The sequence below is a fragment of the Labrenzia sp. OB1 genome (assembly GCF_001624695.1).
GTDB lineage: Bacteria > Pseudomonadota > Alphaproteobacteria > Rhizobiales > Stappiaceae > Roseibium.
Genome location: NZ_JSEP01000018.1, coordinates 18705 through 43156 on the forward strand (window position 1 = coordinate 18705; position 24452 = coordinate 43156).

The 24452-nt window shown below is 60.4% G+C and carries 24 protein-coding genes; 6 read left to right on the top strand and 18 right to left on the bottom strand.

From position 1 onward, the window contains the following. Positions 1-56: 56 nt before the first annotated feature. From pheT to OA90_RS20535, 4 genes are all read right to left on the bottom strand, one after another. Positions 57-2474 (bottom strand): phenylalanine--tRNA ligase subunit beta, encoded by a 2418-nt coding sequence (pheT, locus tag OA90_RS20520; protein WP_068416688.1) that lies wholly within the window; start codon positions 2472-2474, stop codon positions 57-59. 59 nt (positions 2475-2533) lie between these two features. Next, positions 2534-3187 (bottom strand): phenylalanyl-tRNA synthetase subunit alpha, encoded by a 654-nt coding sequence (locus OA90_RS20525; protein WP_068416691.1) that lies wholly within the window; start codon positions 3185-3187, stop codon positions 2534-2536. A gap of 31 nt (positions 3188-3218) precedes the next feature. Then, positions 3219-4301 carry a phenylalanine--tRNA ligase subunit alpha gene (pheS, locus tag OA90_RS20530; RefSeq protein WP_068416693.1) on the bottom strand — a complete coding sequence of 361 codons (1083 nt, stop codon included), beginning with the start codon at positions 4299-4301 and terminating at the stop codon, positions 3219-3221. A 408-nt stretch (positions 4302-4709) separates the two neighbouring features. After that, a complete protein-coding gene (locus OA90_RS20535) occupies positions 4710-5648 on the bottom strand; it encodes a LysR substrate-binding domain-containing protein (protein WP_068416697.1) in 939 nt (312 codons plus the stop codon). A 135-nt stretch (positions 5649-5783) separates the two neighbouring features. On the opposite strand from OA90_RS20535, the gene OA90_RS29080 reads away from it, so the two are divergent. After that, positions 5784-5921: a hypothetical protein gene (locus OA90_RS29080; protein ID WP_199823787.1), complete on the top strand. Its 138-nt coding sequence runs from the start codon at positions 5784-5786 to the stop codon at positions 5919-5921. A gap of 126 nt (positions 5922-6047) precedes the next feature. Here the strand turns inward: OA90_RS29080 and OA90_RS20540 are convergent, their stop codons facing one another. Next, positions 6048-6455, bottom strand: coding sequence for a tautomerase family protein (locus tag OA90_RS20540; protein WP_068416700.1), 408 nt, complete (start codon positions 6453-6455; stop codon positions 6048-6050). Between the two features lie 103 nt (positions 6456-6558). Here OA90_RS20540 and OA90_RS20545 point away from each other — a divergent pair, with 103 nt between their 5' ends. The 3 genes from OA90_RS20545 (at position 6559) to OA90_RS20555 (ending at position 8451) form a co-directional block, all read left to right on the top strand. After that, complete coding sequence (locus OA90_RS20545) at positions 6559-7410, top strand: LysR family transcriptional regulator (RefSeq protein ID WP_068416703.1); 852 nt, start codon at positions 6559-6561, stop codon at positions 7408-7410. Between the two features lie 82 nt (positions 7411-7492). Continuing rightward, on the top strand, positions 7493-7855 hold the full coding sequence (locus OA90_RS20550) for a MerR family transcriptional regulator (RefSeq protein ID WP_068416706.1): 363 nt from the start codon (positions 7493-7495) through the stop codon (positions 7853-7855). Then, positions 7852-8451 carry a short chain dehydrogenase gene (locus OA90_RS20555; RefSeq protein ID WP_068416709.1) on the top strand — a complete coding sequence of 200 codons (600 nt, stop codon included), beginning with the start codon at positions 7852-7854 and terminating at the stop codon, positions 8449-8451. The genes OA90_RS20550 and OA90_RS20555 overlap by 4 nt, the downstream gene beginning before the upstream one ends. Before the next feature lie 278 nt (positions 8452-8729). Here the strand turns inward: OA90_RS20555 and OA90_RS20560 are convergent, their stop codons facing one another. The 3 genes from OA90_RS20560 to lepA all read right to left on the bottom strand — a co-directional run bounded on the left by OA90_RS20560 (position 8730) and on the right by lepA (position 11753). Further along, positions 8730-8942 carry a hypothetical protein gene (locus OA90_RS20560; protein WP_156510579.1) on the bottom strand — a complete coding sequence of 71 codons (213 nt, stop codon included), beginning with the start codon at positions 8940-8942 and terminating at the stop codon, positions 8730-8732. 106 nt (positions 8943-9048) lie between these two features. Next, positions 9049-9627, bottom strand: a complete 579-nt coding sequence (locus OA90_RS29610) for an alkylphosphonate utilization protein (RefSeq protein ID WP_244274685.1) — start codon at positions 9625-9627, stop codon at positions 9049-9051. A gap of 320 nt (positions 9628-9947) precedes the next feature. Then, complete coding sequence (gene lepA, locus OA90_RS20570; RefSeq protein ID WP_068416715.1) at positions 9948-11753, bottom strand: translation elongation factor 4; 1806 nt, start codon at positions 11751-11753, stop codon at positions 9948-9950. A gap of 254 nt (positions 11754-12007) precedes the next feature. Between lepA and OA90_RS20575 the strand changes: the two genes are divergently transcribed. Further along, positions 12008-12526 carry a GNAT family N-acetyltransferase gene (locus OA90_RS20575; RefSeq protein ID WP_068416719.1) on the top strand — a complete coding sequence of 173 codons (519 nt, stop codon included), beginning with the start codon at positions 12008-12010 and terminating at the stop codon, positions 12524-12526. 125 nt (positions 12527-12651) lie between these two features. Here OA90_RS20575 and OA90_RS20580 read toward each other — a convergent pair whose 3' ends face one another. The 3 genes from OA90_RS20580 to OA90_RS20590 form a co-directional block, all read right to left on the bottom strand. Continuing rightward, positions 12652-13608 carry a homocysteine S-methyltransferase family protein gene (locus tag OA90_RS20580; RefSeq protein ID WP_068416724.1) on the bottom strand — a complete coding sequence of 319 codons (957 nt, stop codon included), beginning with the start codon at positions 13606-13608 and terminating at the stop codon, positions 12652-12654. 213 nt (positions 13609-13821) lie between these two features. Beyond that, positions 13822-14982 carry a penicillin-insensitive murein endopeptidase gene (gene mepA, locus OA90_RS20585; protein WP_244274686.1) on the bottom strand — a complete coding sequence of 387 codons (1161 nt, stop codon included), beginning with the start codon at positions 14980-14982 and terminating at the stop codon, positions 13822-13824. Continuing rightward, positions 14972-16057 carry a patatin-like phospholipase family protein gene (locus OA90_RS20590; RefSeq protein ID WP_068416727.1) on the bottom strand — a complete coding sequence of 362 codons (1086 nt, stop codon included), beginning with the start codon at positions 16055-16057 and terminating at the stop codon, positions 14972-14974. The genes mepA and OA90_RS20590 overlap by 11 nt, the downstream gene beginning before the upstream one ends. Before the next feature lie 293 nt (positions 16058-16350). On the opposite strand from OA90_RS20590, the gene OA90_RS20595 reads away from it, so the two are divergent. Then, positions 16351-17394 carry a M20/M25/M40 family metallo-hydrolase gene (locus tag OA90_RS20595; RefSeq protein ID WP_068416731.1) on the top strand — a complete coding sequence of 348 codons (1044 nt, stop codon included), beginning with the start codon at positions 16351-16353 and terminating at the stop codon, positions 17392-17394. A 142-nt stretch (positions 17395-17536) separates the two neighbouring features. Here the strand turns inward: OA90_RS20595 and OA90_RS20600 are convergent, their stop codons facing one another. From OA90_RS20600 to OA90_RS20630, 7 genes are all read right to left on the bottom strand, one after another. Further along, the gene (locus tag OA90_RS20600; protein ID WP_208986223.1) at positions 17537-18160 is read right to left on the bottom strand and encodes a hypothetical protein; all 624 of its coding nucleotides are present in this window, start codon (positions 18158-18160) and stop codon (positions 17537-17539) included. 92 nt (positions 18161-18252) lie between these two features. Further along, a complete protein-coding gene (locus tag OA90_RS20605) occupies positions 18253-18927 on the bottom strand; it encodes a dienelactone hydrolase family protein (RefSeq protein WP_068416734.1) in 675 nt (224 codons plus the stop codon). 4 nt (positions 18928-18931) lie between these two features. Further along, positions 18932-20164, bottom strand: coding sequence for a TCR/Tet family MFS transporter (locus OA90_RS20610; protein ID WP_068416737.1), 1233 nt, complete (start codon positions 20162-20164; stop codon positions 18932-18934). Positions 20165-20210: 46 nt separating this feature from the next. Further along, positions 20211-21812 carry a B12-binding domain-containing radical SAM protein gene (locus OA90_RS20615; RefSeq protein WP_082837178.1) on the bottom strand — a complete coding sequence of 534 codons (1602 nt, stop codon included), beginning with the start codon at positions 21810-21812 and terminating at the stop codon, positions 20211-20213. Between the two features lie 206 nt (positions 21813-22018). Further along, positions 22019-23338, bottom strand: a complete 1320-nt coding sequence (locus OA90_RS20620; protein WP_199823788.1) for a tetratricopeptide repeat protein — start codon at positions 23336-23338, stop codon at positions 22019-22021. 67 nt (positions 23339-23405) lie between these two features. Beyond that, positions 23406-23609 (bottom strand): cold shock domain-containing protein, encoded by a 204-nt coding sequence (locus OA90_RS20625; protein WP_068416743.1) that lies wholly within the window; start codon positions 23607-23609, stop codon positions 23406-23408. A gap of 268 nt (positions 23610-23877) precedes the next feature. Then, on the bottom strand, positions 23878-24336 hold the full coding sequence (locus OA90_RS20630; protein ID WP_068416747.1) for a YtoQ family protein: 459 nt from the start codon (positions 24334-24336) through the stop codon (positions 23878-23880). Between the last annotated feature and the right edge of the window lie 116 nt (positions 24337-24452).

Genomic DNA, 24452 nt, shown 5'->3' on the forward strand with positions numbered 1-24452 from the left:
AAAGCGCGCCGCACGGATATGTCCACGCGGCGCGTCGTGATTCAACGGTCCGGCAATCAGCTCCGCAGGGTGCCGCCGGTGGCTTTCTCGACATTGGCGATGATCCGGGCTGAAACAGCGTCGATCTCCTCGTCCGTCAGGGTCTTCTGGCGCGGCTGGAGCGTGACGTCGATGGCGACGGATTTCTGGTCGTCCGGAACGCCCTTGCCTTCGTAGATGTCGAAAAGAGTGACCTCGGAAATCAGGGACTTCTCCGCGCCGCGCGCCGCTTTCAGGAGTGTTTCCGCCGATACGTCCCGGGCCACGAGGAAAGCGAAGTCGCGCCGGACCGGCATGAGGCCGCTCGCGTTCAGCGCGCCCCTGGACCGGCCGCTCTTGCCCTTGGCCTGCGGCAGGGCATCGAGATAAATCTCGAATGCGGCCAGCGGACCTTCGATGTCCAGCATGGCGAGCGTGCGCGGATGAATTTCCCCGAATACGGCCAGGGTGTTCTTGGGGCCGAGCTTCAGGCAGCCGGACCGCCCCGGATGGAAGGTTGCCGGGGCATCCGCGACGACCTGAAGCTTGTCGACAGGCGCGCCGATTGCGGCCAGCGCGGCTTCCGCGTCGGCCTTGACGTCGAAAACATCCACATCGCCGGAGGCGCCCGACCAGTGGCGGCCGGCCCCCTGCAGTTTCGCCGTGCCGCGGCGCACGCCTGCGGCGACCATCTTCTGGCCGTCCGGCGTATCGTTCTCGAACACCTGTCCGATTTCGAAAAGGGCGACATCCCCGAAGCCGCGGTCCGCATTGCGCTGGGCAGCCGCCAGCAGACCCGGCAGCAGGCTCGGGCGCATGTCCGACATTTCAGGGGAGATAGGATTGGCCAGAGCCAGTGCCGCGTTGCCACCGCCGAAAAGCTCTGCCTGGCCCCTGGCGATGAACGACCAGGTGACCGCCTCGTTGAAGCCCCGGGCGGCAAGCGCGCGCCGGGATTTGCCACGGCGGATCTGACTGGTGGTCAGCACCTTCTGCCCCACGGTGCCCTGGCGCGGCAGCGGCGTCAGCGGAACCCGGTCCAGCCCGATGATGCGCACGACCTCTTCCACAAGATCTGCCTTGCCTTCAATGTCGGGCCGCCAGCTCGGGGCTGCGACACGAACCGTGTCACCGGCCCCCGAAATCCAGAACCCGAGGGATTTCAGGACGACATTGGCTTCCGCGTGCGAGAGGTCCACGCCGGACAGCCGCCGGATCTCCGAATAGGGGAAATCGATGATGTTGCTGCTCTCGGGAACCGATCCGGCCTGGACCGCCTCGGAGGCTTCGCCTCCGCACAGATCCAGCACCATGCGCGTGGCAAATTCCAGTCCCGGCATCATGTAGTCCGGATCGACACCGCGCTCGAAGCGGTAGCGGGCGTCCGTGTTGATGCCGAGCTTGCGGCCGGTGGCGGCGATGTCGTCCTCGTCCCACAAGGCGGATTCGATGAGAACGTTGACGGTCTCTTCGGTGCAGCCGGAGGGCACGCCTCCGAGAATGCCACCAAGGCTCTCGACACTGTTGTCGTCGGAAATCACGCAGACCGTCTCGTCGACGTCGTAGGTCTTGCCGTTGAGGCCTTCGAGGCTTTCGCCTCTCCGGCCGCGCCGGACCACGAGATCGCCCCTGACCTTGTCGGCGTCAAAGACGTGCAGCGGCCTTCCCTGGTCGAAGGTGATGTAGTTGGTGATGTCCACGAGGATGTTGATCGGCCTCAGGCCGATGGCCGTCAGCCGGTCCTGAAGCCATTGCGGCGACGGGCCGTTCTTCACGTTCCTGACCATGCGCAGGCCGAACGCCTTGCACATCGCCTTGGTGCCGGCGAAATCGAGCTTCACGTCGACCGGGCAGGGGTAGCTGCCGCGGATCTGCTCGTGAGAGCGTTCCTTGAGTTTGCCGAGCCCGGCCGCGGCCAGGTCCCGCGCGATCCCGTGAACGCCCGTGCAATCGGGGCGGTTCGGTGTGAGGCCGATTTCGATCACGGGCTCGTCCAGCCCCGCCCATTCGGCATAGCTCATGCCGACAGGCGCGTCTTCGGGCAGATCGATGATGCCGTCATGCTCTTCGGACAGTTCCAGCTCGCGCTCCGAGCACATCATGCCGAAGCTTTCCACGTCGCGGATCTTGCCGACCGACAGGGTCATGTCGAGACCAGGTACATAATCGCCCGGCTTGCCGAGCACACCGAGGAGGCCTGCTCGGGCATTCGGCGCGCCGCAGACGATCTGGACAGGGTCGCCCTGACCGGTATCGACCTTCAGGACGCGCAGGCGGTCCGCGTTCGGATGCTGTTCGGCCTCCAGGACCCTGGCGATACGGAAGGGCTTCAGACGGTCGGCGCGGTTGGTGACCTCTTCCACTTCCAGCCCGATCATCGTGAGGCGTTCCACGATCTCCTCCAGGCCGGCATCGGTATCCAGGTGCTCCTTGAGCCAGGAAAGGGTGAATTTCATGAGTGTTGCTCTTTGTCGGTCGTGCAGCGCATGAGCGCGCGAATCTGATGAAGTGGCGGTTAGTTGTTGAACCGGTCCAGCTCTGGAATGATCGTGGCCTGACCGTAGCTGTTGGCGAACCGGCGGCCGATATCTGACAGGTCCTGTGTCCAGAAGCGCACCATTTCCGGTGTGATCTGCTGTCCCGTGGCAATCGCCTGGGCCGCTTCCGTTTCAATCCTGTCCCGCAGGATGCCGAGCTCGAACTGGGCGGAATACTCGGCCCTGTACTTGCCCAGCCAGCCCATGGCGACAATCGCCACCATCACCAGAACCGCGGCGCTGCTGGTGAGGCCGGCCCATTTGGCCGTACCGCCGATACGCCGGTCGCTGGCGATCAGCACGATCGATGCAATGGTCAGAAAGGCGACGATATAGATCGCCTGGAGAAAGCTCTGGTATTTTTCCGCCGAACTTGCCTCATGGCCGGCGCGCAGCCGGGTGATGCGGTCGCGCAGATACAGCAGGGCGTCGGCTTCCGTGCCGAGCTTGTCGCGGAAATAGGTATCGCAAAACCGCAAACGGCCCCGGCTTTCGATCTTTTCGGCACAGGCCTCCAGAAACGATGTCGGTGTCGCGACACGGCTATCCTTGTCGGAGGTCTGGGCCGCCACCGGAAGGATGGCGGCGAGTGACAGAGCGGCAAGAATGAATAAGCGGGTCAGCAGTGACATGGGTATACGCCCCCCTTGAAGGTCCTGACGGTTAACTGGACAACCCGCCGAACAGCGTCGGCAGATCGAGAGGGCGGAAGCCGTAGTGCTGGATCCAGCGCACGTCCGCGTCGAAGAACGCCCTGAGATCCGGCATGCCGTATTTCAGCATGGCGATGCGGTCGATCCCCATGCCCCAGGCAAAGCCCTGGTAGACGTCCGGATCGAGACCGCAATTACGGATGACATTCGGGTGCACCATGCCGCAGCCGAGAATTTCCAGCCAGTCGTCTCCCTGGCCGATCTTCACTTCGCCGCCCGAGCGGTCGCACTGGATGTCCACTTCCATGGACGGCTCGGTGAACGGGAAGAAGCTCGGCCGGAAGCGCATCTTGACGTCCTCGACTTCGAAGAAGGCCTTGCAGAATTCCCTGAGCACCCATTTCAGGTGGCCGAAATGGCTCTCCTTGTCGATGACGAGCCCTTCCACCTGATGGAACATCGGCGTGTGGGTCTGGTCGCTGTCGCAGCGATAGGTCCGCCCAGGAATGATGACGCGGATCGGCGGCTCCTGGTCGCGCATGGTGCGGATCTGCACCGGCGAGGTATGGGTGCGCAGCAACAGGCGTTCGCCGTCTTCCTTCGGATTGAAGAAGAATGTGTCGTGCATCTCGCGCGCCGGATGGCCTTCGGGAAAGTTGAGCGCCGTGAAGTTCAGTTCATCGGTTTCGATGTCCGGACCTTCCGCGATGGAAAAGCCCATATCCGCGAAGATCGCAGTAAGTTCGTCAATCACCTGGCTGACCGGATGTATCCTTCCGGTTTCCGCCGGAGACGGGCGCAGCGGCAGGGTGATATCGATCTTTTCGCCGGCAAGGCGGGCTTCCAGCGCGGCTTCCGCCAGAACGTTCTTGCGGGTGGCGATGGCCTCGGTGATTTTCGCTTTCAGGCCGTTGAGGGCAGGGCCCATCACCTGGCGTTCTTCCGGGGTCATTTTGCCGAGCGTTTTCATCTGCTCCGAGATGGAGCCCTTCTTGCCAAGGACGTTGACCCGCAGCTCTTCCAGGGCAGCTTCGCTCTCCGCGCTTTCGATAGCGGCCAGGAGTTCGGATTCAAGAGTATCAAGATTGGACATGCGTGCTCAGATGGTTCGCGCGCGGCGCGCGCATGATGTCGAAACAGAAAGTCGGGGTCTTTTAGCGAATAATCGCACACATTGCCACGGTCTCAGCCGCATTAATGCGTGAGACCCCGTGAGGAGGAAAAGCGCTGGAATTGAAGCGCATTAGCGCCTAAATCGTCCGCAGGCAGGCCCTTGTGGCGCAATGCGGCGCTGGCCAACGTCCGCAATTGCGCGCAATCCGGTGACGGGTCCGGAACGTTGGATATGTGTGATGCGGTCACTCATGCGCGTCAATCTACTCCACGGACAGGGGATGGCAAGCAAAAAGGCAATTCAGGGAACTGCGCGCAGGACCGGAGGTGTACGCACGGTATTTGCCTTTTTGAAAGGAGGGGCGGTCAAGGCCGGCACTCTCGGAGATCAGGGGCGGACGAGTGGATCCTGCCCGGTAACCGAGTCCGCCCCCTTCGGCCGCCCGATGGAGGCCTGCAGCTCTTCTTTCAGCCAATTGCCGAAGGCCCGCTTGGCTTTTGTCTCCGGTGCATTCCGGCCGCTGATCAGCCAGTAGGCCATGCCCGTCGCAGGGCGTTCGGGAAAAGGGGCGATCACCTGGCCGCAATTCACCGCGTAGACGGCGAGTGTCTCCCAGGCGAGGAAGATGCCCTGGCCGGCAATGGCTGCGTCGAGGCACAGGGAGCCGTCGGAGAATGTCGGGCCGCACTGCAGAATGCTCTCGTCCAGCCCGAACAGGTCCAGCCAGCTCTTCCAGGTAAACATCTGCCCCGGATCGTGGATGATCGGCAGCTTGCCGATGTCCTTCGGTTCCCTGATCTTTTCGGCAAGTGCCGGACTGCACACCGGGAAGACCCGCTGGTTCAGCAGTTTTTCCGCTTTGACGCCGGGGTAGGGGCCGCGTCCGACGCGTATGCAAAGGTCCACGTCCGACGAATCCGGATCGACCAGATCGACCGTCGCCTCCACCCGAACCCGGATGCCGGGATGCGCCTTGCTGAAGGCTTTCAGGTGCCAGACGAGCCATTTGCCTGCGAAGACAGGGGCCACGGAGATCGTCAAAGCATCTTCCCTGCCGCGCTGCGTGGTGGCCACCGCAGTGGAAAGCGACGTCATGGCGGACGCCAGGTGCGGCTGCATCGCGAACATATGCGCGGTGGGAAGAAGCAACCTGTTCTGCCGTTCGAACAGTTGCACGCCAAGCTGGGCTTCCGTCTTCTGCACCTGCTGGCTGACGGCGCCGACAGTGACGCCGAGTTCTTCCGCGGCTGCCTTGACTGAGCCAAGACGGGCGACGGCTTCCACGGCCCTGAGGCCGGACAGGTGAATGCGGTTCAGATTTTTCATTATAGATAATCTAAACCAATCAGCAGAAAAAGTCGATTTTTATAGCCAAAAAATTGGTCTAAATAAAAGCATAGCTAAATTCAGAAAAAGAAGGATTTGGCGATGACAAGAACAATAATAAGGAGACTTAAAGTCATGATGAAACTGTTTATGCGCCGCCAGCTGACCGCCAGACCGGCGTCCGCTTACGACCGCACGGATCCGCTGTCCCATCCTGCGATCCAGCGCATGAGCCAGCGCGAACTGGCTGACCTGCCGTTGAACCGGCGTTGACGAGACCCTGATCGGCTTGTCGGCCGGTCATGACCGGTGTCTTTCGGTGGGAAGCCGATCGGGTGAATTTGCGAAGTCAGAAAACGGCGCCGGTGTCCCCGGCGCCGTTTCTGTTTCGGCGTTCAGTCAGGCCTGCGGCACCGGAGCGCGATCGGCATAGTGTGCGATCCCGTTTCCAAAGGACCAGTTTTCCATCTTTGTTTCCACCAGATTGATGAAGATGTCTTCCGCCCGGACGCCGGCCTCCCGCACCAGCCCATCGGCAATCCGGGCAAACAGCGCTTTCTTCTTTTCCACCGGCCGGGTGTCGCTGACGGTTAACTGGATGACGATCAGGTCGTCGGAGCGGCTGATGTCCATGTAATGACGGCCGAACAGGAAGTCCTCCGGGGCATGTTCCGTGATCATCATGAATTTGTCATCCTCGGGCACGTCGAAGGTCTCCCGCATGGCCTGATAGATTTCAGCCAGTATGACGGCTTTCCGTTCTGCGGATTTGGAGCCTTTCAGCAGGGATACGTTTGTCAGCGGCATGTCGTCCTCCATTCGAAGCGGTGATGGACAGACGGTAGATGTGTGAGATAAATTTCAAAAACAAATCTTTGATATTTCAAAAATCTAAAATTAGAATGATTGGATGAGCGATCTCGATATGGATCTCCTGCGAGCATTCGTGCGTGTCACGGAAACCGGCAGCTTCACGCGAGCCGGACAGTTGACGGGCGCAAGCCAGTCGGCGGTCAGTGTGAAGATCCGGAAACTGGAAGAACGGCTCGGCGAGGCGTTGCTGAGCCGGTCGCCGCGCTCCGTGCGGTTGACAAGTTTCGGAGCACGGTTCCTGAACGATGCCCGCGACCTGATCGATCTTCATGACCGGATCGCTTCCCGCGTCTCCGGCGCGGAAGCGCGCAAGCCGTTGCTTCTTGGCATCAGCGATCATGCGGCAGGACACAAGCTGCCGGCCATCATCGCGGAGCTCAGCAAGGCGCTGCCCGGACACCGGCTTCATGTTTCTGCTGGTCTTTCTGAAGACCTTTACCGGGATTTCAAGGCCGGACTGTTCAGCGCCGTCATCGTGCGGGCGGAAGATGTCGACGTGCCGGGACAGACGGCCTTTGAGGAGGACCTTGTCTGGACGGCATCCGGAAATTTCGTCTGGCCGGCGGACAGTCCGTTTCCCCTGGTCGCGCTTAACGGCAGTTGCGCTCTGCGGCGGCTTGTCGTTGCAAGCCTCAAGGAAGCCGGGATCGCCCGGGAGGATGTTTTTACCGGGACGGGCGTCGGTACGCTCCAGGCAGCCGTTGCCGCCGGACTTGGTATTGCCTGCCTCGACCGCAGAAACATGCCTGCAGGGTGCCGTGATGTCGGCAGTCTCTATTCACTTCCCACGCTGCCACTTACCCGGATGGCGCTCTACACTCGGGCGGACCGGGGGCAGGGGGGCGCCATCGGCTCGGCGATCCTGCGGGCTTTTCAGCAGCATGGATAGGTTCAACGGCGCTCGGAAAATGCCTTGACCTGGAGTGACTCCAGGCCGGTAGGTTCGTTACCGCAACACACGAGCAGAGCCCATGAGAATTTCTGAAGCCTCCGCGAAAAGCGGACTGAGCGCCGACACCATCCGGTATTACGAAAAGTCGGGGATCGTTCCTCCGATTGCGAGAGGTCCGGACGGATTGCGGCGCTTTTCGCCTGAAAACCTGGAGTGGCTCACGCTGCTTTACTGGCTCCGCAAGACCGGAATGCCGATGAAGGAGATGCAGCGGTTTGCGTCGTTCTACCGGCAGGGAGAGGCAACCGTTCCACAGCGCAGGGATCTGCTTTTGAAACATGAACAGCGACTGCAGGAACGCCGGGCGGACCTCGCCAGGTGCGAGGAAGTCCTGAGCTACAAGCTCGCAGCGTATGACAGGATCGAGGGAAACAGGTCATGAAAATTATTGTCGTCGGAGCCGCGGGAGCGATCGGTCAGGCGGTGTGCGCCGAACTGGCACCAAGGCATGACATCATCACCGCCGGACGCTCTTCCGGGGATATCCGTGTCGATCTGGCCGATCAGACAAGCATCGAGGCGATGTACCGGGCTGCCGGCGCAGTGGACGCTGTCGTCTGTGCGGCGGGCGAAGTCGAATTCGGCCGGCTTTCCGAGATGACCGGAGAAAAATACCTGTTCGGGTTGAAGAACAAGGTTCTCACCCAGATCAACCTGGTGCTGGCCGGAATGAATGTTCTGACCGATGGCGGATCGTTCACGCTGACGAGCGGCATTCTGGACCGGGATCCTGTCCGGGAGGGCTCGGGATCTGCGACTGCGAACGGCGCGCTGGCCGGTTTCGTCAAGGCGGCGGCCATCGATATGCCGCGCAGCCTGCGCATCAATGTGGTCAGCCCCGGCCTGCTTCAGGTTTCAGCGGAAAGATACGGCGCCATCTTTCCCGGCCATGATCCCGTCTCTTCGCGCCGTGTCGGTCTTGCTTATGCCAAGTGCATTGAAGGCGCCGCAACAGGGCAGATGGTGCCGGTGGACTGAAACCCGGAACATTTGGTAGTGATCTTAAAGACCAGATTAGATGCAGTTCGCCTGAAATGAGGTCCAGTTCACGCCGAATGAAGCTCGTTCTGTCGCAATTTCTGAACACCATTCTTGTGAAAGGTTCTCGGCGCGCTTTCGCCCGCGCCTTGCACCAAGAGGCTTGGCGTACGGGTCTTCACCATCGTTTTCAATCTGGCCAGTGACGACTTGCGCAACTTGTGCGGTACGTAGAATGGTTTCGGTGGGGAGCTTCTGTCTTTCAGTGTCGGTAGTTGTTATTCCCCACTTGGCAGATAATAAGTGAACGGGTCAGTTGACCCGACGTCGCCATGACGTTCGATTTCGCCACGTGTGATCATGCGACGGCAGGTGGAGTTGACACGCTGTTGGTAACCGTCCATTCCGAAAATAGCTTGGGCCAGTTCTGCTTCTGTCAATCCAGGCTGTTCGGCTACTCGTTCCTTAATCCGTTCTTGCACTGTAGCCATGATAATCCCCATTATTTACGCTAAACATTTTGGAAATGGCGGCGGGATTCGAAAGAGCGCGTCAGTGCCACCTAATTTTAAGAAGAAGTAATGCCGAACGTCCAGCTTAGGACTTCTTCACGAATTCCGTCAGGATGACGATCCGCTGGTCGTTCACCCGGCCTTCGATATGGGCCGGGTTGTCGGCAATGAGGCCGATGTTGCGCACGGCCGTGCCGCGTTTGGCCGTGAAGCCGGCACCCTTCACCTTCAGGTCCTTGATCAGGGTCACCGTATCGCCGGACGAAAGGATGGCGCCATGGGTGTCCTTGTGAACCACACCTGTGTCTTCACCGGTCCCGTCAGCCTGCTGGCCGGCCTTTGCCCAGGCAAGAACGTCGTCTTCCAGATACAGCATGTCCAGAAGATCCCGGGCCCAGCCTTCCTCCGGCAGTCGTGCGAGCACGCGATAGGCGGAGACCTGGACGGGCGGAACCTGGCTCCAGGCAGTTTCGTTCAGGCAATGCCAGCGGGGCGGTTCGATGACAGTGGTGCCGGAGATCTGGTCCGAGCAATCGGCGCAGGCGAGGATCGCCATATCCGCGCTGCCGTCCGCTTCAGGTCCGATCTCCAGCACCGCCGGCGCTTCGGCGGAGCCGCAGAGTTCGCAGGCGTTGCCGGCCCGTTCACGCAGGGTCTGCTCCATGGTCATTTCCCCACTTTTTGGTCCGTAGGTGCCAAAGGCCCAAGTGCTGTAGCCTCTGTCAGCCTGTCCGACGGCGTTCCGCGTGTGTTCGAAGCGCGACCGCTTCAGCACGTTCGACGGTGCTGCGCACCTTGCACTCGCGTGCGTTCGAAGCGTGACCGCTTCAGCACGTTCGACGGTGCTGCGCACCTTGCACTCGCGTGCGTTCGAAGCGTGACCGCTTCAGCCCGCTCGACGGTGCTGCGCGCCTTGCACTCGCGTGCGTTCGAAGCTCGTGAAGGTCCACCGGACCTTCACGTCGGGCAAAGCCCGACCGCTTCTCACTCATCCATCTTCAGGGCCTGGATGAAGGCTTCCTGCGGGATTTCGACCTTGCCGAACTGGCGCATCTTCTTCTTGCCGGCCTTCTGCTTTTCCAGCAGCTTGCGTTTACGCGTGGCGTCGCCGCCGTAGCATTTGGCGGTCACGTCCTTGCGCAGGGCCGAGATGGTTTCGCGGGCGATCACCCGGCCGCCGATGGCGGCCTGGATCGGGATCTTGAACATGTGCCGCGGGATCAGTTCTTTCAGCTTTTCGCACATGGCGCGGCCACGGCGCTCCGCCTGGCTGCGGTGCACGAGCATGGAAAGCGCGTCCACCGGCTCGTCATTCACCAGGATCGACATCCTGACCAGATCGCCGGCGCGGTAGTCGGAAATCTGGTAGTCGAAGGAGGCATAGCCCTTGGAGATCGATTTCAGCCGGTCGTAGAAGTCGAAGACCACTTCGTTGAGCGGCAGGTCATAGGCGACCAGGGCGCGCGAGCCGACATAAGACAGATCCACCTGAATGCCGCGACGTTCCTGACACAGCTTGAGGATGCCGCCCAGATAGTCGTCCGGCGTCATGATCGTTGCCCGGATCCATGGCTCGCGGATCTCGGTGATCTTGACCACGTCGGGCATGTCCGCCGGGTTGTGCAGATCGATGTCCGACCCGTCCGTCAGCGTCATCTGGTAGACGACTGACGGCGCGGTCGCGATCAGGTCGAGGTCGAATTCGCGGTAAAGCCGCTCCTGAATGATTTCCAGATGCAGCAGACCCAGGAAACCGCAGCGGAAGCCGAAGCCGAGCGCGGCGGAGGTTTCCATCTCGAAGGAGAAGCTGGCGTCGTTGAGGCGCAGCTTGCCCATGGCGGCGCGCAGGTCATCGAAGTCGTTGGCATCGACAGGAAAGAGACCGCAGAACACCACCGGCTGGGCAGGCTTGAAGCCCGGCAGGGCTTCCGCGCAGGGCTTTTTCTCCAGCGTTATGGTATCGCCGACGCGGGTGTCGGCCACTTCCTTGATCGACCCGGTGATCACGCCGATCTCGCCGGAATGCAACTCGTCCACCTGCAGGAACTTGGGCGTCATCACGCCGACACGATCGACATCGTAGGCCGCGCCTGTTCCCATCATCTTGATCTTCTGGCCCTTCTTCAGCGAGCCGTTGATGACCCGCACAAGAACCATGACGCCCAGATAGGTGTCGTACCAGCTGTCGACCAGCATCGCCTTCAGCGTGTCGTCCGGGTCGCCCTTCGGCGCCGGCAGCTTCTGGACGATCGCTTCCAGGACGTCCTCCACGCCGAGACCGGTCTTGGCGGAGATCATACAGGCCTCGGACGCATCGATGCCGATGACATCCTCGATCTGTTCCTTGATCCGGTCCGGTTCGGCGGCCGGCAAGTCGATCTTGTTCAGCACCGTGACGATCTCGTGATCGTTGTCGATGGCCTGGTAGACGTTGGCCAGTGTCTGGGCTTCCACGCCCTGTGAGGCGTCGACCACCAGCAGCGAGCCTTCGCAGGCCGCAAGCGAGCGGGAGACCTCATAGGCGAAGTCCACATGACCCGGCGTGTCGATCAGGTTCAGCGTATACTGCTGACCGTCCTTGGCGGTATAGATCAGCCGGACGGTCTGGGCCTTGATCGTAATGCCGCGCTCGCGTTCGATATCCATCGAATCGAGGACCTGCGTGGTCATTTCGCGGTCGGTCATCGTGCCTGTCATCTGGATCAGCCGGTCAGCCAGCGTCGACTTGCCGTGATCGATATGCGCCACGATGGAAAAATTGCGGATGTTGGAAAGTGTCTTCGTCGTCATGGCCGCCCGTTTACCACCGCATTTTGATTTCGACCAGTGAATTGCGCGCTCAGGAAGTCGAAATCTGGTGGTTTTGAAGCAAAATATGGCTATTCGAACGGGCGCGCGACCCTGGTCTGCCGTCAGCCGGCGCGGAAGGGAAAAAATGCCGGGACCGGGTTGAGGCCGGTTCCTCTCTTTTCACGGTGTTTGCTCTTAAAGCGGCGAGAAACTTGTGCTAGCGATTGATTGATAAAATTACCAAGGATAAGTTTATGAACGTCCGCGATGCTGTGCCGAAGGACATTCTTGCCATTCTGGCCATTTACAACCGCTCGATCCGCGAGACCACGTCCTCCTGGACGAACCGGGAGGAAAGCCTCGACGACAGGTTGACGTGGTTCGAGGGCCGCAAGAAAAAGGGGTTGCCGGTCCTGGTTGCCGAGAATGATCAGGGCCAGATTCTCGGGTTTGCCAGCTTCGGCCCGTTTCGCCCGCGCGAAGGCTACCGTTTCACGGTGGAACACACGGTCTATGTCGACCCGAAGGCACAACGTCAGGGCGTTGCCACCTCCTTGCTGTCTCAGCTTGTCGAGATCGCCGGCGCGAATGGCCTGCATCTGCTGCTGGGTGTCATCGACGGGGAAAATACGGCTTCAATCGCCCTTCATGAAAAACTCGGCTTCGAAGTCACCGGACGATTGCCGCAAGCCGGAACCAAGTTTGGCCGCTGGCTGGACCTTGTATTGATGACCCGTGTTCTCAACGCGGGAATGCCTGCACCTGAAAAATGAGCGGATGAAACGGAGCTTCCCTGTTTGGGCAAGACCCGGCCCGGAAGGGGCAGGCCAGACTGCTGACACGCCTGATTTCGTCATCAGTTTGAAGACCCGGCTTAAAGAGGGGCCGGGCTTTGAGGTCATGCGGCTGCCTGATGGCCGCAGCAGAGGCCGCTGATCGCCGAGATATGCCGGTGATCCGTACCGCAGCAGCCGCCGAGCACGCGGACCCAGGGCATATGGTCCAGAATCTGGCGGTAACGCATCGCCAGATCCTGCGGATCGCCGATGTCCAGATCTTCCGCCGCATCCAGCTCCGCGTGGCTCATCCGGGAAGCATTCGCACGGATGCCGCAGATGCGTTTCACCCATGCACCGCCCTGCTTCAGAACCTCGCTGAAATGAACCGGATGGGCGCAATTGACCATGTAGTAGGCGACGGAATTGGTACTGACCGCATCCACGGCATCGATCGCGTCGCCGAGATACTCGCCGGACGGCAGACGGCCATCGGTTTCGACCGTGAAGGAAATCACGCAGGCGATCCCGATCTTCCTTGCGACAAGCGCTATCGCGGCGGCCTCCTGCACATTGGTCATGGTGATCGCCGAAACCATGTCCGCATCGCTTTCATGAAAAACTTCGATCTGGCGGCCATGGTAGTCGTAGGCGTCGATGACGTTAGTCAGCTTGCCGGCAAGATATCCGTCGCCGCGCGGCCCGATGCAGCCACTGATACCGAAGGGGCTGGCGTCGCTCCGGTATTCGTCAGCCAACTCGCGCAGAGTCCCGATCGCATCGCTGTTGGCGGCGTCTAGGGCGCTTGCGGAATAGCCGAGCTTTTCCGCCCAATCGGGATTGGCACGCCATGTCGGACTTTCAAGAACGAAACCGGCGCCACAGTCGACTGCGGTCTGCGCGTAAGGGCGGAAGTAATTCTTCAGCCGGTCGCGCCCTTCCGGAGTCTTCAGCAGGGTAAAGGATGCAAAGTGAGGCAGCTCGATGCCGTCAAGAAATATCAGGCTCGTTTCCAGGCCACCATCGGTGAGGAACATCTGCTCCGATCGATGGGGAAGTATTCCGGCGGGTCTTGTCATATGAAAATCCAATCTGGTTCAAACGATGCGGATGTCGATCCGGCGTGCGAAATAAGGCAGCGGGCCGCGACTGTTATCCGATGCCGCGAGAAGATCCAGAGGTCTCCATCTCAGATTGCGCAATTGGAAAAAAGGAAGTGACAACGGTCACACCGCAAACAGGCGATCTTCACAAAAACAGCGTGTTTTCGCCGGTTCGCTGCCGGTTAATCGTCAGTTCGCCGTCAGGACCGACCGGCAATCGCGCGGCAGCGCGGCAAGGGCCATGGGACGTTTCTTGACCACTTTCGGCTTGTCATCCGGCTTGGGCGGGTTTTTCGGCACCCAGGGTTCGTCCGACAACCAATATGTCAGGTTGGACCCGCAACCGTCGCCGGGAGGCGGTGGGTTCTGGTTCTTGCAGCCGACGCTGCCGGCCGGACAGGAAAGCCGGACATGGAAATGGTAGTGATGCCCCCACCATGGCCGGACCTTGCGCAGCCAGGTGCGGTCGCGGCTTGTCTCGAAATCGCAGAGCGCTTTCTTGATTGTCGGATTGACGAAGATTCGGGCGACACGCTTGTCCGACGCCGCGCGGCGGATCAGCCTGGCATGGACGTCGGTCCATTTCCTCGGGTCCACACGGCGGTCCGCGCCTTTCACGTCCAGCGGCCCGATCAGCATGGACGTCGCCGAGACGTCCTCGCGTTCCTTCCCACTGAGACGGCGTCCCGGCATTTCCGTCAACCAGATATCGGCATCCAGTCCGATCTGGTGACTGGCATGGCCGGACGTCATGGGCCCGCCGCGCGGCTGTGCCAGGTCGCCCACGAGAAGTCCGTTCCAGCCGACCTTGGGTGCATCCTTCGCCAGGTCTTCCAGATAGTCGATCAGCTCCGGATGACCCCAGTTGCGGTTGCGAGACAGCCGCATGACCTGCCAGGTCGGCCCGTCCTTCGGCAGGGCCGCGCCACCGGCAAGGCAGCCCTTGGCATAGGAGCCGATGGACCGGGCCTTCAGGGGCGCCGGACCGTTCGCCGCTCCGAAATAGTCTTTCGCCGGAAACTTGGAATAAAGCACGAGCTCGGGTTTGGTCGCCACATAGCCGTCCGGAACGTCGCGTTTTTTCACCGGCACGGGCACACCGGCGACCAGTTGCAGGCTCGGCCGGTATTCTTCGGCGACGATGTCGCCTCCCGGGGCGGGCTTTGCCGTAGGCACGGGTGTGAGCGCTCCGGCATCCGAAGCCATCGCAACCAGTGTCACAAGGGCGGCGATCAGTCCCGAGGATGCCGAGAAGGGGCGTTCCCAGACGCTCGATGCAGTATTCCGCGCTGCCGGATTGCGCATGCTCACCTTGAACCCTCGTGCTTCGCAGGCTGAATTATGCAGCATGCACCAATTCAGGCGGTTCCGCATCCGATTCCCGGACCTGGTGGTGGGTTTTCATCAAATCGGCGATCTCGTCCAGAAGAACCGTGTTGTCGCGGATCACCCGGTCGGCGGCGCCGTTGAGCGCAATTATGTTGCCGGGCCGGGCATTGTCCATGGCTTCGGCTTCCGGCGGCAGGGTGGCGTCAAGGCGGTGATAGGTGACACCGGGCATTTCGGCAAACAGATGGCGCGCCTGATAGGACGCCGTCTGCGATTGTCCGTCAGAGAAGATTGAAAGAATGGGTGCACCCCTGGAAGGCTGCATCCAGCCAAGTGCGCCCCAGCCGCTGGCGTTTTTGTAGGGAAACGCCCGTTCCGCCGCCCGTCCGCTGCCGAGGGACAGAATGACGAGTTCGTCGGAAGCCCAGCCGATCTTGCGTGCTTCCAGATAGGCCGCGATTGCCGGATCGTTCATGAACACATCGCCGCCGACAAGCGCTTCCTCGCGCTTGCGTGACAGGTTCTCGACCCGAGCGGGTTCGAAATAGGAGGGCGTGGCCGTCGCAGCGCGCACGGCCTGCCAGAAATAATAGTCATCCGCCCGGCCGCCGTTTTCCTCCAGTCCGTTGGTCAGGAATACGGCGCGCCGTTGCTCGATATCATATGCGGTCAGCACCAGCCGGGTGAGGCCGCTTGCCATTGAAGTCCAGCCGAAGCGCTCTTTCAGAAGCTTTTCCAGCGGGCGGGCATCGTAGGTCTCGTCGAAAAGGCCGAGCGGCCGGGTCACCGCGTGCGCCAGCCGGTCGCTGATCGAATGGGTGAGGATCTCCCGCGCCTCGCGCTCGAAGAAGCATCTCAGCTCGGAAATCGTGGCAGCCGCCTCGCCAGCCGAGCTGCCGGGGCGCGGCGCGCACAGTCCGGCGGTGATCAGTCCGCCGGAAGCGGTTCCCGCCATCAGATCGAAAACCTTGTGCATTGGCGACATGATGCCGCGATGGATCAACCGGCTCTCCAGAGCCTCGAGTATGCGCAAGGGTATCAGGCCGCGCATGCCGCCGCCGTCAATGGAAAGAATGAATCGTTTTTTCTGGGCCATCTCTTGTCCCCGGGTGGTCGAAAAGGAAGGGGCTGCGCCGCATCCGGCAGCAACGGAAACTTTTTGTCTTTCTCTGATTGTTTGCCTGCAATTGCGACGCGGCAATGGCAAAGCGCAAAACTAGGGCCTGTTTATTGAAAAATCGGCGTGCGGATGGTTAAGCAATTCAGGCAAATTTGCTGTTTTTCCGCGTATCGGGAACCGATATCGAAGTCCTGCGTCTTCACTCTTTGTCCCGCGGCCGAATTCGGAATAGGATCGGCCGGATTTTACAACCCTCAGCAGGAAGCTCCATGAATATCGATCTCCTCCGCCGTCTTTGCGAAACCCCCGGCGTGCCGGGTCACGAGCACCGGGTCCGTGAATTGATCCAGGCAGAAATCAAGGGCCTGTTCGACGAGGTCACCGTTGATCCGATGGGCTCGTTGCTGTGCCGCCGCGACAGCCGCAAGGCCTCGAAAAAGAGCGCGCCTCAAAAGGTCATGCTGTTATGCCATATGGACGAGATCGGCTTCCTGGTCTCCCATGTGACAGACAAGGGCGACCTTCATGTGCAGCCCGTTGGCGGCTTTGACGCGCGCAACCTGTTTTCCCGCCGCGTGCTTGTCTCGACGGACGAGGGCGACTTCAAGGGCGTCATGAACCCCGGCGGCAAACCCATCCATATTTCCTCGCCGGAAGAGCGCAAGAAGATCCCGGAACCGAAGGACTTCGTGGTCGATCTCGGCATGGGCGAGAAGGCGAAGGAAATCGTCAAGGTCGGCGATATGGTCACCATGGACGAACCGCTGATCGAGATTGGCGACAAGGTGGTCTCCAAGGCGCTCGACAACCGTATCGCCTGCTGGCTTGGCATCGAGGCTCTCAAGGGCGTCGGCAAGAGCAAACACGCTTCGGAAATTCATGTCGCCTTCACCTGCCAGGAAGAAGTTGGCCTGCGCGGCGCGCGCACGGCGGCCTTCGCCATCAAGCCGGATATCGGCTTCGGGGTCGACACCACGCTTGCCTGCGACACACCGGGCGTTCCCGAACAGGACCGGACCACGGTTCAGGGCGAGGGCTTCGGCCTGCATGTCAAGGATTCCAGCTTCATCGCCGATCGGGGCCTGGTCAAGGAAATCGAGGCGATTGCCGTCAAGGAAAAGATCCCGTTCCAGCGCACCATGCTGGCGGCCGGTGGCCAGGACGGCGCGGCGGCCCAGCAGGCGGCGGCCGGGGCCAAGGCGGTCGGGATCGTTGTAGGCACCCGCTATATCCATACGGTGACCGAGATGATCCACAAGGCCGACCTGCAGGCGGCTCTCGATATTCTGGTGGCGTATCTGAAGAAGGCCTGAGCCTGCCAGCATATTTATGCTGAAGACGTCTTCAGCACCGGAATGGAAAACGGGCGGCGAACTTTGGAATTCGCCGCCCGTTTTTCAGGTTTCCTGGTGCCTCTGGGGCTTTCAATTCGAATTGCCGTTTCGGAAAGCGACCTCAGGCAAGAAGCCCTGCCAGGTTGGACACCTGATCGCCGGTACCGGCGTAAAGCTCGCTGACGGAAGCGCTCTGATAGTTGAACGAGGAGCCGTTGTCGGATTCGCCCTCGATGGCAGAGGCGGTTGCCGAACGCACCGAGAGGCCGGTTGCGCTGTCGTATGACACGCGCTCGTAGGAGACGAACTGCGCGGAAAGTGTCTCGCCACCGACTTCGGCTTCAATTGTCGTCGTCGAAATTGTCGCGCTTTCATAGGCAATGGAGGCCGACGCGCCGCCATCGTCTTCTCCAAGCGCTGCTTTCAGTTTACCCGCGGTGTTCTGATAGTCCTCGACCGTGGCAAGAGTGCCGTCCTTGTCGTCCTCGTCGCCGGTTTGTTCGGCCTTGCCCTTTTCCACCGCGTCCTGAAGCGCCGCGATCACCACAGCGTCTTCCTCGGCCTTCTTGCTGGCGACCTCAAGAGCGCTGACAACAGGTGCTTTTTCAACGTCCTGACCCTTGGCATCTCCGGAGCCACCATTTGAATAGGACGCCATGAAAAGGCTGGAGCTCTGGGTGGTGGTCTCGATGGAAATCTGCATGAAGCTCGGATCCTGCGAATTCGGACCCTTCTGGTCCGGCAAAAAGACCCCTCCACCATTATGCAAAAAACTTAACAGGCCATTAACTATTGTTTTCTGCATTCAACACGACATGCTTTAGCGCCCGGCCCGGTTCAGGACCCGTTTGAAAAGGCTTTCTCCAGAAAACGCCCGCCGAGCACCATGCCGCGTTCGTCGATGCCGTGGCCGAGGCCATCGAGTTCATGAAGGGTCGCGGCGACGCCGGCGCTCTCGAGCGCCTTCTGAGCTGCTTCCGCGTTATAGCAGGGCACCACGTCGTCATCTGTTCCGTGAACGATCAGCACCGGGCTTTGTGTGTTGACGCCCTCCAGTCTGTCCACTCCGGGTAAGAGCCCCGAAAAGCCCACAAGAGCGGAAGGCGCGACGCGGCGGCGGAGACCGCACTGGAACGTCATCATGGCCCCCTGGCTGAACCCGACAAGCGCCAGCGCGCTGTCGTCCAGGGAAAGGGCCTCCAGTTCGGCGTCGAGAAACCGGTCGAGAACCGGTTGGGCGGTTTCCGCACCGATCCTGTATTCCGCCGGGGAGCGTTCGCTCAGCGCGAACCACTGGCGGCCGCCGAAAGCTTCGAAGGGCAGGAGCTCCGGTGCGTTCGGGGCAATGAAGGCGGCATCTGGAAGCCGGCCCTGCCAGGCGCGGCCGATGTCGATCAGATCCGCGCCATCTGCGCCGTAGCCGTGCAGGATAACGACAAGCTGCCGGGCCGGTCTGCCGGAAGCGGGCACAAGACGGGGGCCGTCGAGAAGCGGGCGGGGGTGCGTGGTCATCGGATCAGTCTGCCAGCGTTTTTTCCTGAAAGCGCATGAAAGGAAGCGCGATCAGCATGGAAGCCAGGATCAGAACGCCCGCCAGGGCGAAAGGAGCGCCGGGGAAGACGATCGCCGCGTCCGGACCGGAGAAATAGGCGAAGGTCTGGGTCATCACGAAGGGACTGACTACCATGGAGAGCCCGGCGGCACTGGCGATCAGGCCCTGAAGTTCGCCCTGGGCGTTGTCCGGAATGCGGTTGGACATCAACGCGGTGAATGCGGGAGTGGCCAGCGCCCCCAGCGCGGCGAAGGAAATCAGCGCGTAAACCATCCAGCCCTCATTGGCCACGGCAAGACCGCCGAATGCCAGAAGGTTGGCGCACAGTCCCAGAAGCAGCGTGCGTCCGGTGCCGAGCTTCGGTTCCAGAACCCGGATCAGATAGCCTTGAACGAATGCGAAGCCGATCCCGACCGCCGCGAGCGACAGGCCGATATCGGCCGGGCTCCAGGCAAAGACCTCCTCCACATAGTAGCTCCACACGGCGGGATAAACGTAATGGGCGATGTCGAACAGAAAGACCGCAATCAGCAGTGTACGGACTGCCGGATAGGCCCCGATCTGCTTCAGCGCACCGAAGGGGTTGGCGCGCTTCCAATCGAAGGTTCTCCGGTTTTCGTCCTTGAGCGTTTCCGGCAGCATGAAGTAGCCGAACAGGAAGTTGATCAGGGAAAGCGCCGCTGCCGCATAGAACGGCGCGCGCGGACCATATTCCCCAAGGATGCCGCCGATGATCGGACCGAGAACGAAACCGATGCCGAACGCAGCGCCGACCAGGCCGAAATTCCGGGCGCGCTCGTTCTTTGGGGAGACGTCCGCGATATAGGCGGAGGCCGCGGAATAGGTTGCGCCCGAAACACCTGACAGGGTCCGTCCGACAAACAGCACCGCAAGATGCCAGGACATCGCCATGATCAGATAGTCAACGGCCATGGAGAACATGGAGACCAGAAGGACCGGACGGCGGCCGAACCGGTCAGACAGGTTGCCGAGGAGAGGGCCGCAGGCGAATTGCATCAGCGCGTAGACAACGCTCAACGCCCCGCCCCAGCGAGCGGCATCGCTCACAGGCAGGGCCGTCAGTTCCGTCAGAAGCGACGGCATGACCGGCATCATCAGTCCGATGCCCATCGAGTTGATGGTCAACGTCACCAGGATGAACGCGAGCGCGCTGCGTTTGGAAAGTGGGGACCGCACCTTGTCTTCCCGCGGATATGGGCCGGTGTTGCGACGGAAGCCGGAATTATTCGGCGGCCACCACGGCCGGCTGCTCCCAGTGACCCTTTTCGATCTCCGCGATCTGCTTGTCGATCTGCGCGGTGACGAACCGCGAGAACGGTCCGAGATGGACGTAAAGCGCCAGCATCATCATCACCGGCTTGATGGCCCGGAAATTGGTGAAGGCGGTCTTGATCAGGGTTTTCCAGAAAGGCAGACGATACGTCGTTTCCTTGAAGGTCATCGCAAAGATCAGCCGGCCGAACATCCTGATGTCATGGAAGAAGCCCGCACCGAAAATGGACCCGTTGGCACCGCTCATGTTGAGCATGCCCGCGACCTTCTGAACTCTGCCGAAATAGGCTTCCGGCCCGTAGACCCGTTCGATGACCGACTTGAAATCGGCCAGGATCTGTTCGCGCGGCCGCACTGTCGTGAAATTCAGGCCCGCTGTGCACTGGTCGCCGTGTTCGGTGTCCGGATCGTCGGTGGCGAAGTCCGCGTGCAGGCGACCTTCCTTGGCGAGCCGCCGTGTGAGCTGCGTGTTGGGCAGGGCATAGAGCAGGCCGGTCATCGCGACCGGGATGGCAGCTTCCTCGATCAGCGCGGAGATCTCCTCCGCGACCCTGTCGTTCTCCTCGTCGAAGCCGACGATGAAACCAGCGAGCACGAATATGCCCGCGTCGTAGATCTTGTGCACGCTCTTGGCGATGTCGCGGCGGGTGTTCTGTTTCTTGCGGGTCGCGATCAGTACTTCCGGGTCCGGGCTCTCGATGCCGATGAACACCGAGAAGAACCCGGCCTTTTGCATCATCGTCAGGAGCGCTTCGTCATCGGCCAGGTTGAGCGAGGCTTCGGTCGACATTTCAAACGGATGGTTCCGCGTCTTCTGCCAGTCCGCCAGATCCGGCAGGAAGCCTTTGACGGCGCGTTTGTTGCCGATCAGGTTGTCATCGACGAAATCGACATGGCCGCGGTAGCCAAGCTCATGCAGCCTGTCGAGTTCCGCCAGCATCTGTTTGTTGGTCTTGGTCCGGGGCACCCGGCCGTAAAGCTCGATGATGTCGCAGAACTCGCATGTGAACGGGCAGCCGCGTGAATACTGGACACCGATCTGGACATAGTCGTCGAATTTCAGAAGATCGAAACGCGGGATCGGGCTGGAGGTCACATCCGCCTTGAATTTCTCCGCGGTGAACCTGCCGGTGCGGGCGCCTTCGTTCCAGGCGTCCACAAATGTGCTGAGGATGCCTTCGGCTTCTCCCAGCACGAGAAAATCCGCGGCTTCATAAACTTCCGGAGACGAGGTCGCATCCGGTCCGCCGACCGCGACGGGAACATTGTTGGCCTGTCCCATCCTGATGATGGCAAGGCAATCGGCCTGCTGCGGCAGCATGCCTCCGGTCATGATCATGTCGGCCCAGTCGAGATCCTCGTCGCTGAGGGGGCCGGTATTACGGTCGACCAGCCTGACATTCCAGGTCTCCGGCAACATCGCCGCAACCGTGATCAACCCGAGAGGCGGGGCGGGATATTTTGCGCCTACAAGTTCGCAGGTTGCCCCGTAGTTCCAGAAGGAACCGGCGTTAAAACGCGGGTAAACCAATAAAACATTGCAGTTCGACATACAATTTCCCTCCGGACGAACCATCCGCCCACCAAAAAACTCCGCATTCGGATGAACGCGGACATGGTGCTCTATCGCTTACAATTGCATCAACATTCAGACCTTGGGTCAATTCCGATGCGAGCACTTTCGATCCAATGACGATACCGTAGCAATAATATGTCTCGACACAACCGTCTTATGCCGGCCGGCCGATAAATTCGGGTCTATGCAACCACCATCGGTTCAGGTTTCTGAAGATGGAAAATGAGACCGTGGACCTGTTTTCCCAATTCATGCCGCAGGACCACCTGTTTCTCCTTGAAATAGCAAAAGCCTTCCGCTTCGGCGCTGCGTCTCAGATAGGCTGGCAGATGCGCGTAGCGACCCGTCGGGTCGACCCGGTAGTCGGGACCGGCCGGATCGGAAAGATGCTCCACACTGGCGATCAGGAGGCCACCGGGTTTGAGAGCGGTGTAAAGGGCGCTCATGAAGGGCTGCAGATCTCCCAGATAGCATAATGTATCGACGCAAACGGCCAGGTCGAACCGGGTCGGCAGATCGGACTTGAGGAAGGCGACCAGTTCGCCTTCCACCAGGAAATCATAGACCTCCAGAGACGCGGCCTTGCGCAGCATGCCGGGCGAAAGATCGATGCCGGTCAGCATGCCGCACTGGCCACGGATGAGCGGGCCGCACAGGCCCGTACCGCATCCCAGGTCGACCACATCGGGAAAAAGGGTTCCGTTCTCCCGGCCGAGGGAGATCACTTCTTCGGCAACCAGCTCAGGCGCGCAGTAACCGAGGTTTTTCAGAACCTCGTCGAAACTGTCGGAAAAACTGTCGAAATGGGTTTTGACATAGTCTTCCGGCGCCTGGTCAAGGTTGTCGCCGCGCACGGCGGCCAGTTGATAGCGCGCAACCGTGTTGCCCGTATCCGCGGCAACGATGCTTTCCAGATGCTCGACAGCGCGTTCCTGTCGTCCGAGGGCGCAGAGCACCCTTGCGTGCCAGATCGGGTCCGTCCAGACCTCGGCCCCGAACTCCAGACACCGTCCCAGTGCGTCGGCAGCCTCGTCCCTGTGTCCCGCCAGCATCAGTGACAGGCCGTAGTTGTGCCAGGCATTGGGGTTGTCGGGATCCAGGCGGACGATTTCGCCGAGGATCGGCAGGAGGTCGTCGTTGTTGGTCGCGCCCTCCATCATGACATTGATGTTGCTCCAGGCCTGGTCGTGGCGCGGTTCGATTTTCACTGCCCTGACATAGGCTTCCAGCGCTTCTTCCTGCCTGTTGCCGAGTTTCAGAATATTGCCGAGATTGTTGTAGGCGGAGGCGTTTTGCGGGTTCTTGTCCAGGGACTGGCGGATCAGCAGGACGGCGTTGTCCGTCTTGCCGGCGTCGAAATGCAAAAGGCCGAGAAAATGCAGCCCGTCCGAGTGGTCGGGATCGGCGGTCAGAACGTCCTTGTAGGCGGCAAGCGCGGCTTGAAGATCGCCCTCACGGTGCGCGGCAATCCCTTCTTCCAGCCTGGCGTCACAATCAATCACGTTCGGCATTTCCCAACAAAAAAGGGCGGCTGAACCGCCCCGTTTCCGGATAGAGCTGTAAGTGAGCTTACAGGACTTTCAGATCTTCGGCCACCATCTGACCACGGCGCCACTCGAGGTCGAAAAACACAAGCTGTCCTTCCTCAAGAGTGTCGATGCCGGATCGGCGAAGGGCCGAGATGTCGACGAGAATATTGTTCTCGCCATCTTCAGGTTCGATCGTGCCGATACCCCGGCGATGATCGAACCATTTTACGTTTCCATGTTGCATGGATCTGCTTTCCAAATTTTCGCATCAAGGCATCGAAGCGGCATGTGTAGCCGCACTTTTCAACGTCTTGATGACATCGTTGTTGATAGTGCTAAAGTACTTCTGAAATCCCGATAGGAAAAATACGCATGTTCAGGCAGTCGTAATAGACTGCTTCAATCCGAACCGCGGTTCTTGAAAATTTGGGATCTCGCTACCCGGTATTAAATCCGGGAATATCTAAAGCTTTACCCGATATGGTGACGATATAGTTAATGTCAAGGCAAGTCTATCGATACAGATGGCCGCGTATGACATATCTGAGGATATCGACCACTTGCGAAGGTTTTTCCGCGACTGCAAGTGCAGCTGCGTCAACTTCCTTCAGAGGATGGGTCAGTGAAGGGTCGTGCAGGACGATCAGCGATTTTCCGAGCGCAGATGCATAGCCGGCGTCGAAGGCGGCGTTCCATTGTTTGTATTTGTCGCCGAAGCGGACGACGACGATATCGGCCTTTTCGATCAGCGTGCGTGTACGGATCGCGTTCACCTTCGCGCCCTTGTTGTCATACCAGAACTTGTTGCTCTCATCGCCGAGGATTACCGCGCCGCAATCGTCGCTGGCGGCATGATCCGTGACCGGGGCGGAAAATTCCACCGGCAGGTCAAGCGCATTCGATTGATCCATGATGGTTTCGCGCCAATCGGTATGAATTTCGCCGGACAGGAATACGCGCCAGGTGCTCATCTTTTTCTTTCCCCACTCAGATTTCGGCTTCGTCGACATTGTCAGTCGCTCAACTGGCCCCAAGCTGGTGGGTGAACAGGCTGTCGTCAAGCAGTGCGTCGGATTGCCCCTGCCGG

What these genes read in the sequence shown, in the direction of transcription:
- pheT (WP_068416688.1), bottom strand. Translation starts at nt 2,474, where the DNA reads ATGAAATTCACCCTTTCCTGGCTCAAGGAGCACCTGGATACCGATGCC.
- OA90_RS20525 (WP_068416691.1), bottom strand. Translation starts at nt 3,187, where the DNA reads ATGTCACTGCTGACCCGCTTATTCATTCTTGCCGCTCTGTCACTCGCC.
- pheS (WP_068416693.1), bottom strand. Translation starts at nt 4,301, where the DNA reads ATGTCCAATCTTGATACTCTTGAATCCGAACTCCTGGCCGCTATCGAA.
- OA90_RS20535 (WP_068416697.1), bottom strand. Translation starts at nt 5,648, where the DNA reads ATGAAAAATCTGAACCGCATTCACCTGTCCGGCCTCAGGGCCGTGGAA.
- OA90_RS29080 (WP_199823787.1), top strand. Translation starts at nt 5,784, where the DNA reads ATGATGAAACTGTTTATGCGCCGCCAGCTGACCGCCAGACCGGCGTCC.
- OA90_RS20540 (WP_068416700.1), bottom strand. Translation starts at nt 6,455, where the DNA reads ATGCCGCTGACAAACGTATCCCTGCTGAAAGGCTCCAAATCCGCAGAA.
- OA90_RS20545 (WP_068416703.1), top strand. Translation starts at nt 6,559, where the DNA reads ATGAGCGATCTCGATATGGATCTCCTGCGAGCATTCGTGCGTGTCACG.
- OA90_RS20550 (WP_068416706.1), top strand. Translation starts at nt 7,493, where the DNA reads ATGAGAATTTCTGAAGCCTCCGCGAAAAGCGGACTGAGCGCCGACACC.
- OA90_RS20555 (WP_068416709.1), top strand. Translation starts at nt 7,852, where the DNA reads ATGAAAATTATTGTCGTCGGAGCCGCGGGAGCGATCGGTCAGGCGGTG.
- OA90_RS20560 (WP_156510579.1), bottom strand. Translation starts at nt 8,942, where the DNA reads ATGGCTACAGTGCAAGAACGGATTAAGGAACGAGTAGCCGAACAGCCT.
- OA90_RS29610 (WP_244274685.1), bottom strand. Translation starts at nt 9,627, where the DNA reads ATGGAGCAGACCCTGCGTGAACGGGCCGGCAACGCCTGCGAACTCTGC.
- lepA (WP_068416715.1), bottom strand. Translation starts at nt 11,753, where the DNA reads ATGACGACGAAGACACTTTCCAACATCCGCAATTTTTCCATCGTGGCG.
- OA90_RS20575 (WP_068416719.1), top strand. Translation starts at nt 12,008, where the DNA reads ATGAACGTCCGCGATGCTGTGCCGAAGGACATTCTTGCCATTCTGGCC.
- OA90_RS20580 (WP_068416724.1), bottom strand. Translation starts at nt 13,608, where the DNA reads ATGACAAGACCCGCCGGAATACTTCCCCATCGATCGGAGCAGATGTTC.
- mepA (WP_244274686.1), bottom strand. Translation starts at nt 14,982, where the DNA reads ATGCTGCATAATTCAGCCTGCGAAGCACGAGGGTTCAAGGTGAGCATG.
- OA90_RS20590 (WP_068416727.1), bottom strand. Translation starts at nt 16,057, where the DNA reads ATGGCCCAGAAAAAACGATTCATTCTTTCCATTGACGGCGGCGGCATG.
- OA90_RS20595 (WP_068416731.1), top strand. Translation starts at nt 16,351, where the DNA reads ATGAATATCGATCTCCTCCGCCGTCTTTGCGAAACCCCCGGCGTGCCG.
- OA90_RS20605 (WP_068416734.1), bottom strand. Translation starts at nt 18,927, where the DNA reads ATGACCACGCACCCCCGCCCGCTTCTCGACGGCCCCCGTCTTGTGCCC.
- OA90_RS20615 (WP_082837178.1), bottom strand. Translation starts at nt 21,812, where the DNA reads ATGTCGAACTGCAATGTTTTATTGGTTTACCCGCGTTTTAACGCCGGT.
- OA90_RS20625 (WP_068416743.1), bottom strand. Translation starts at nt 23,609, where the DNA reads ATGCAACATGGAAACGTAAAATGGTTCGATCATCGCCGGGGTATCGGC.
- OA90_RS20630 (WP_068416747.1), bottom strand. Translation starts at nt 24,336, where the DNA reads ATGAGCACCTGGCGCGTATTCCTGTCCGGCGAAATTCATACCGATTGG.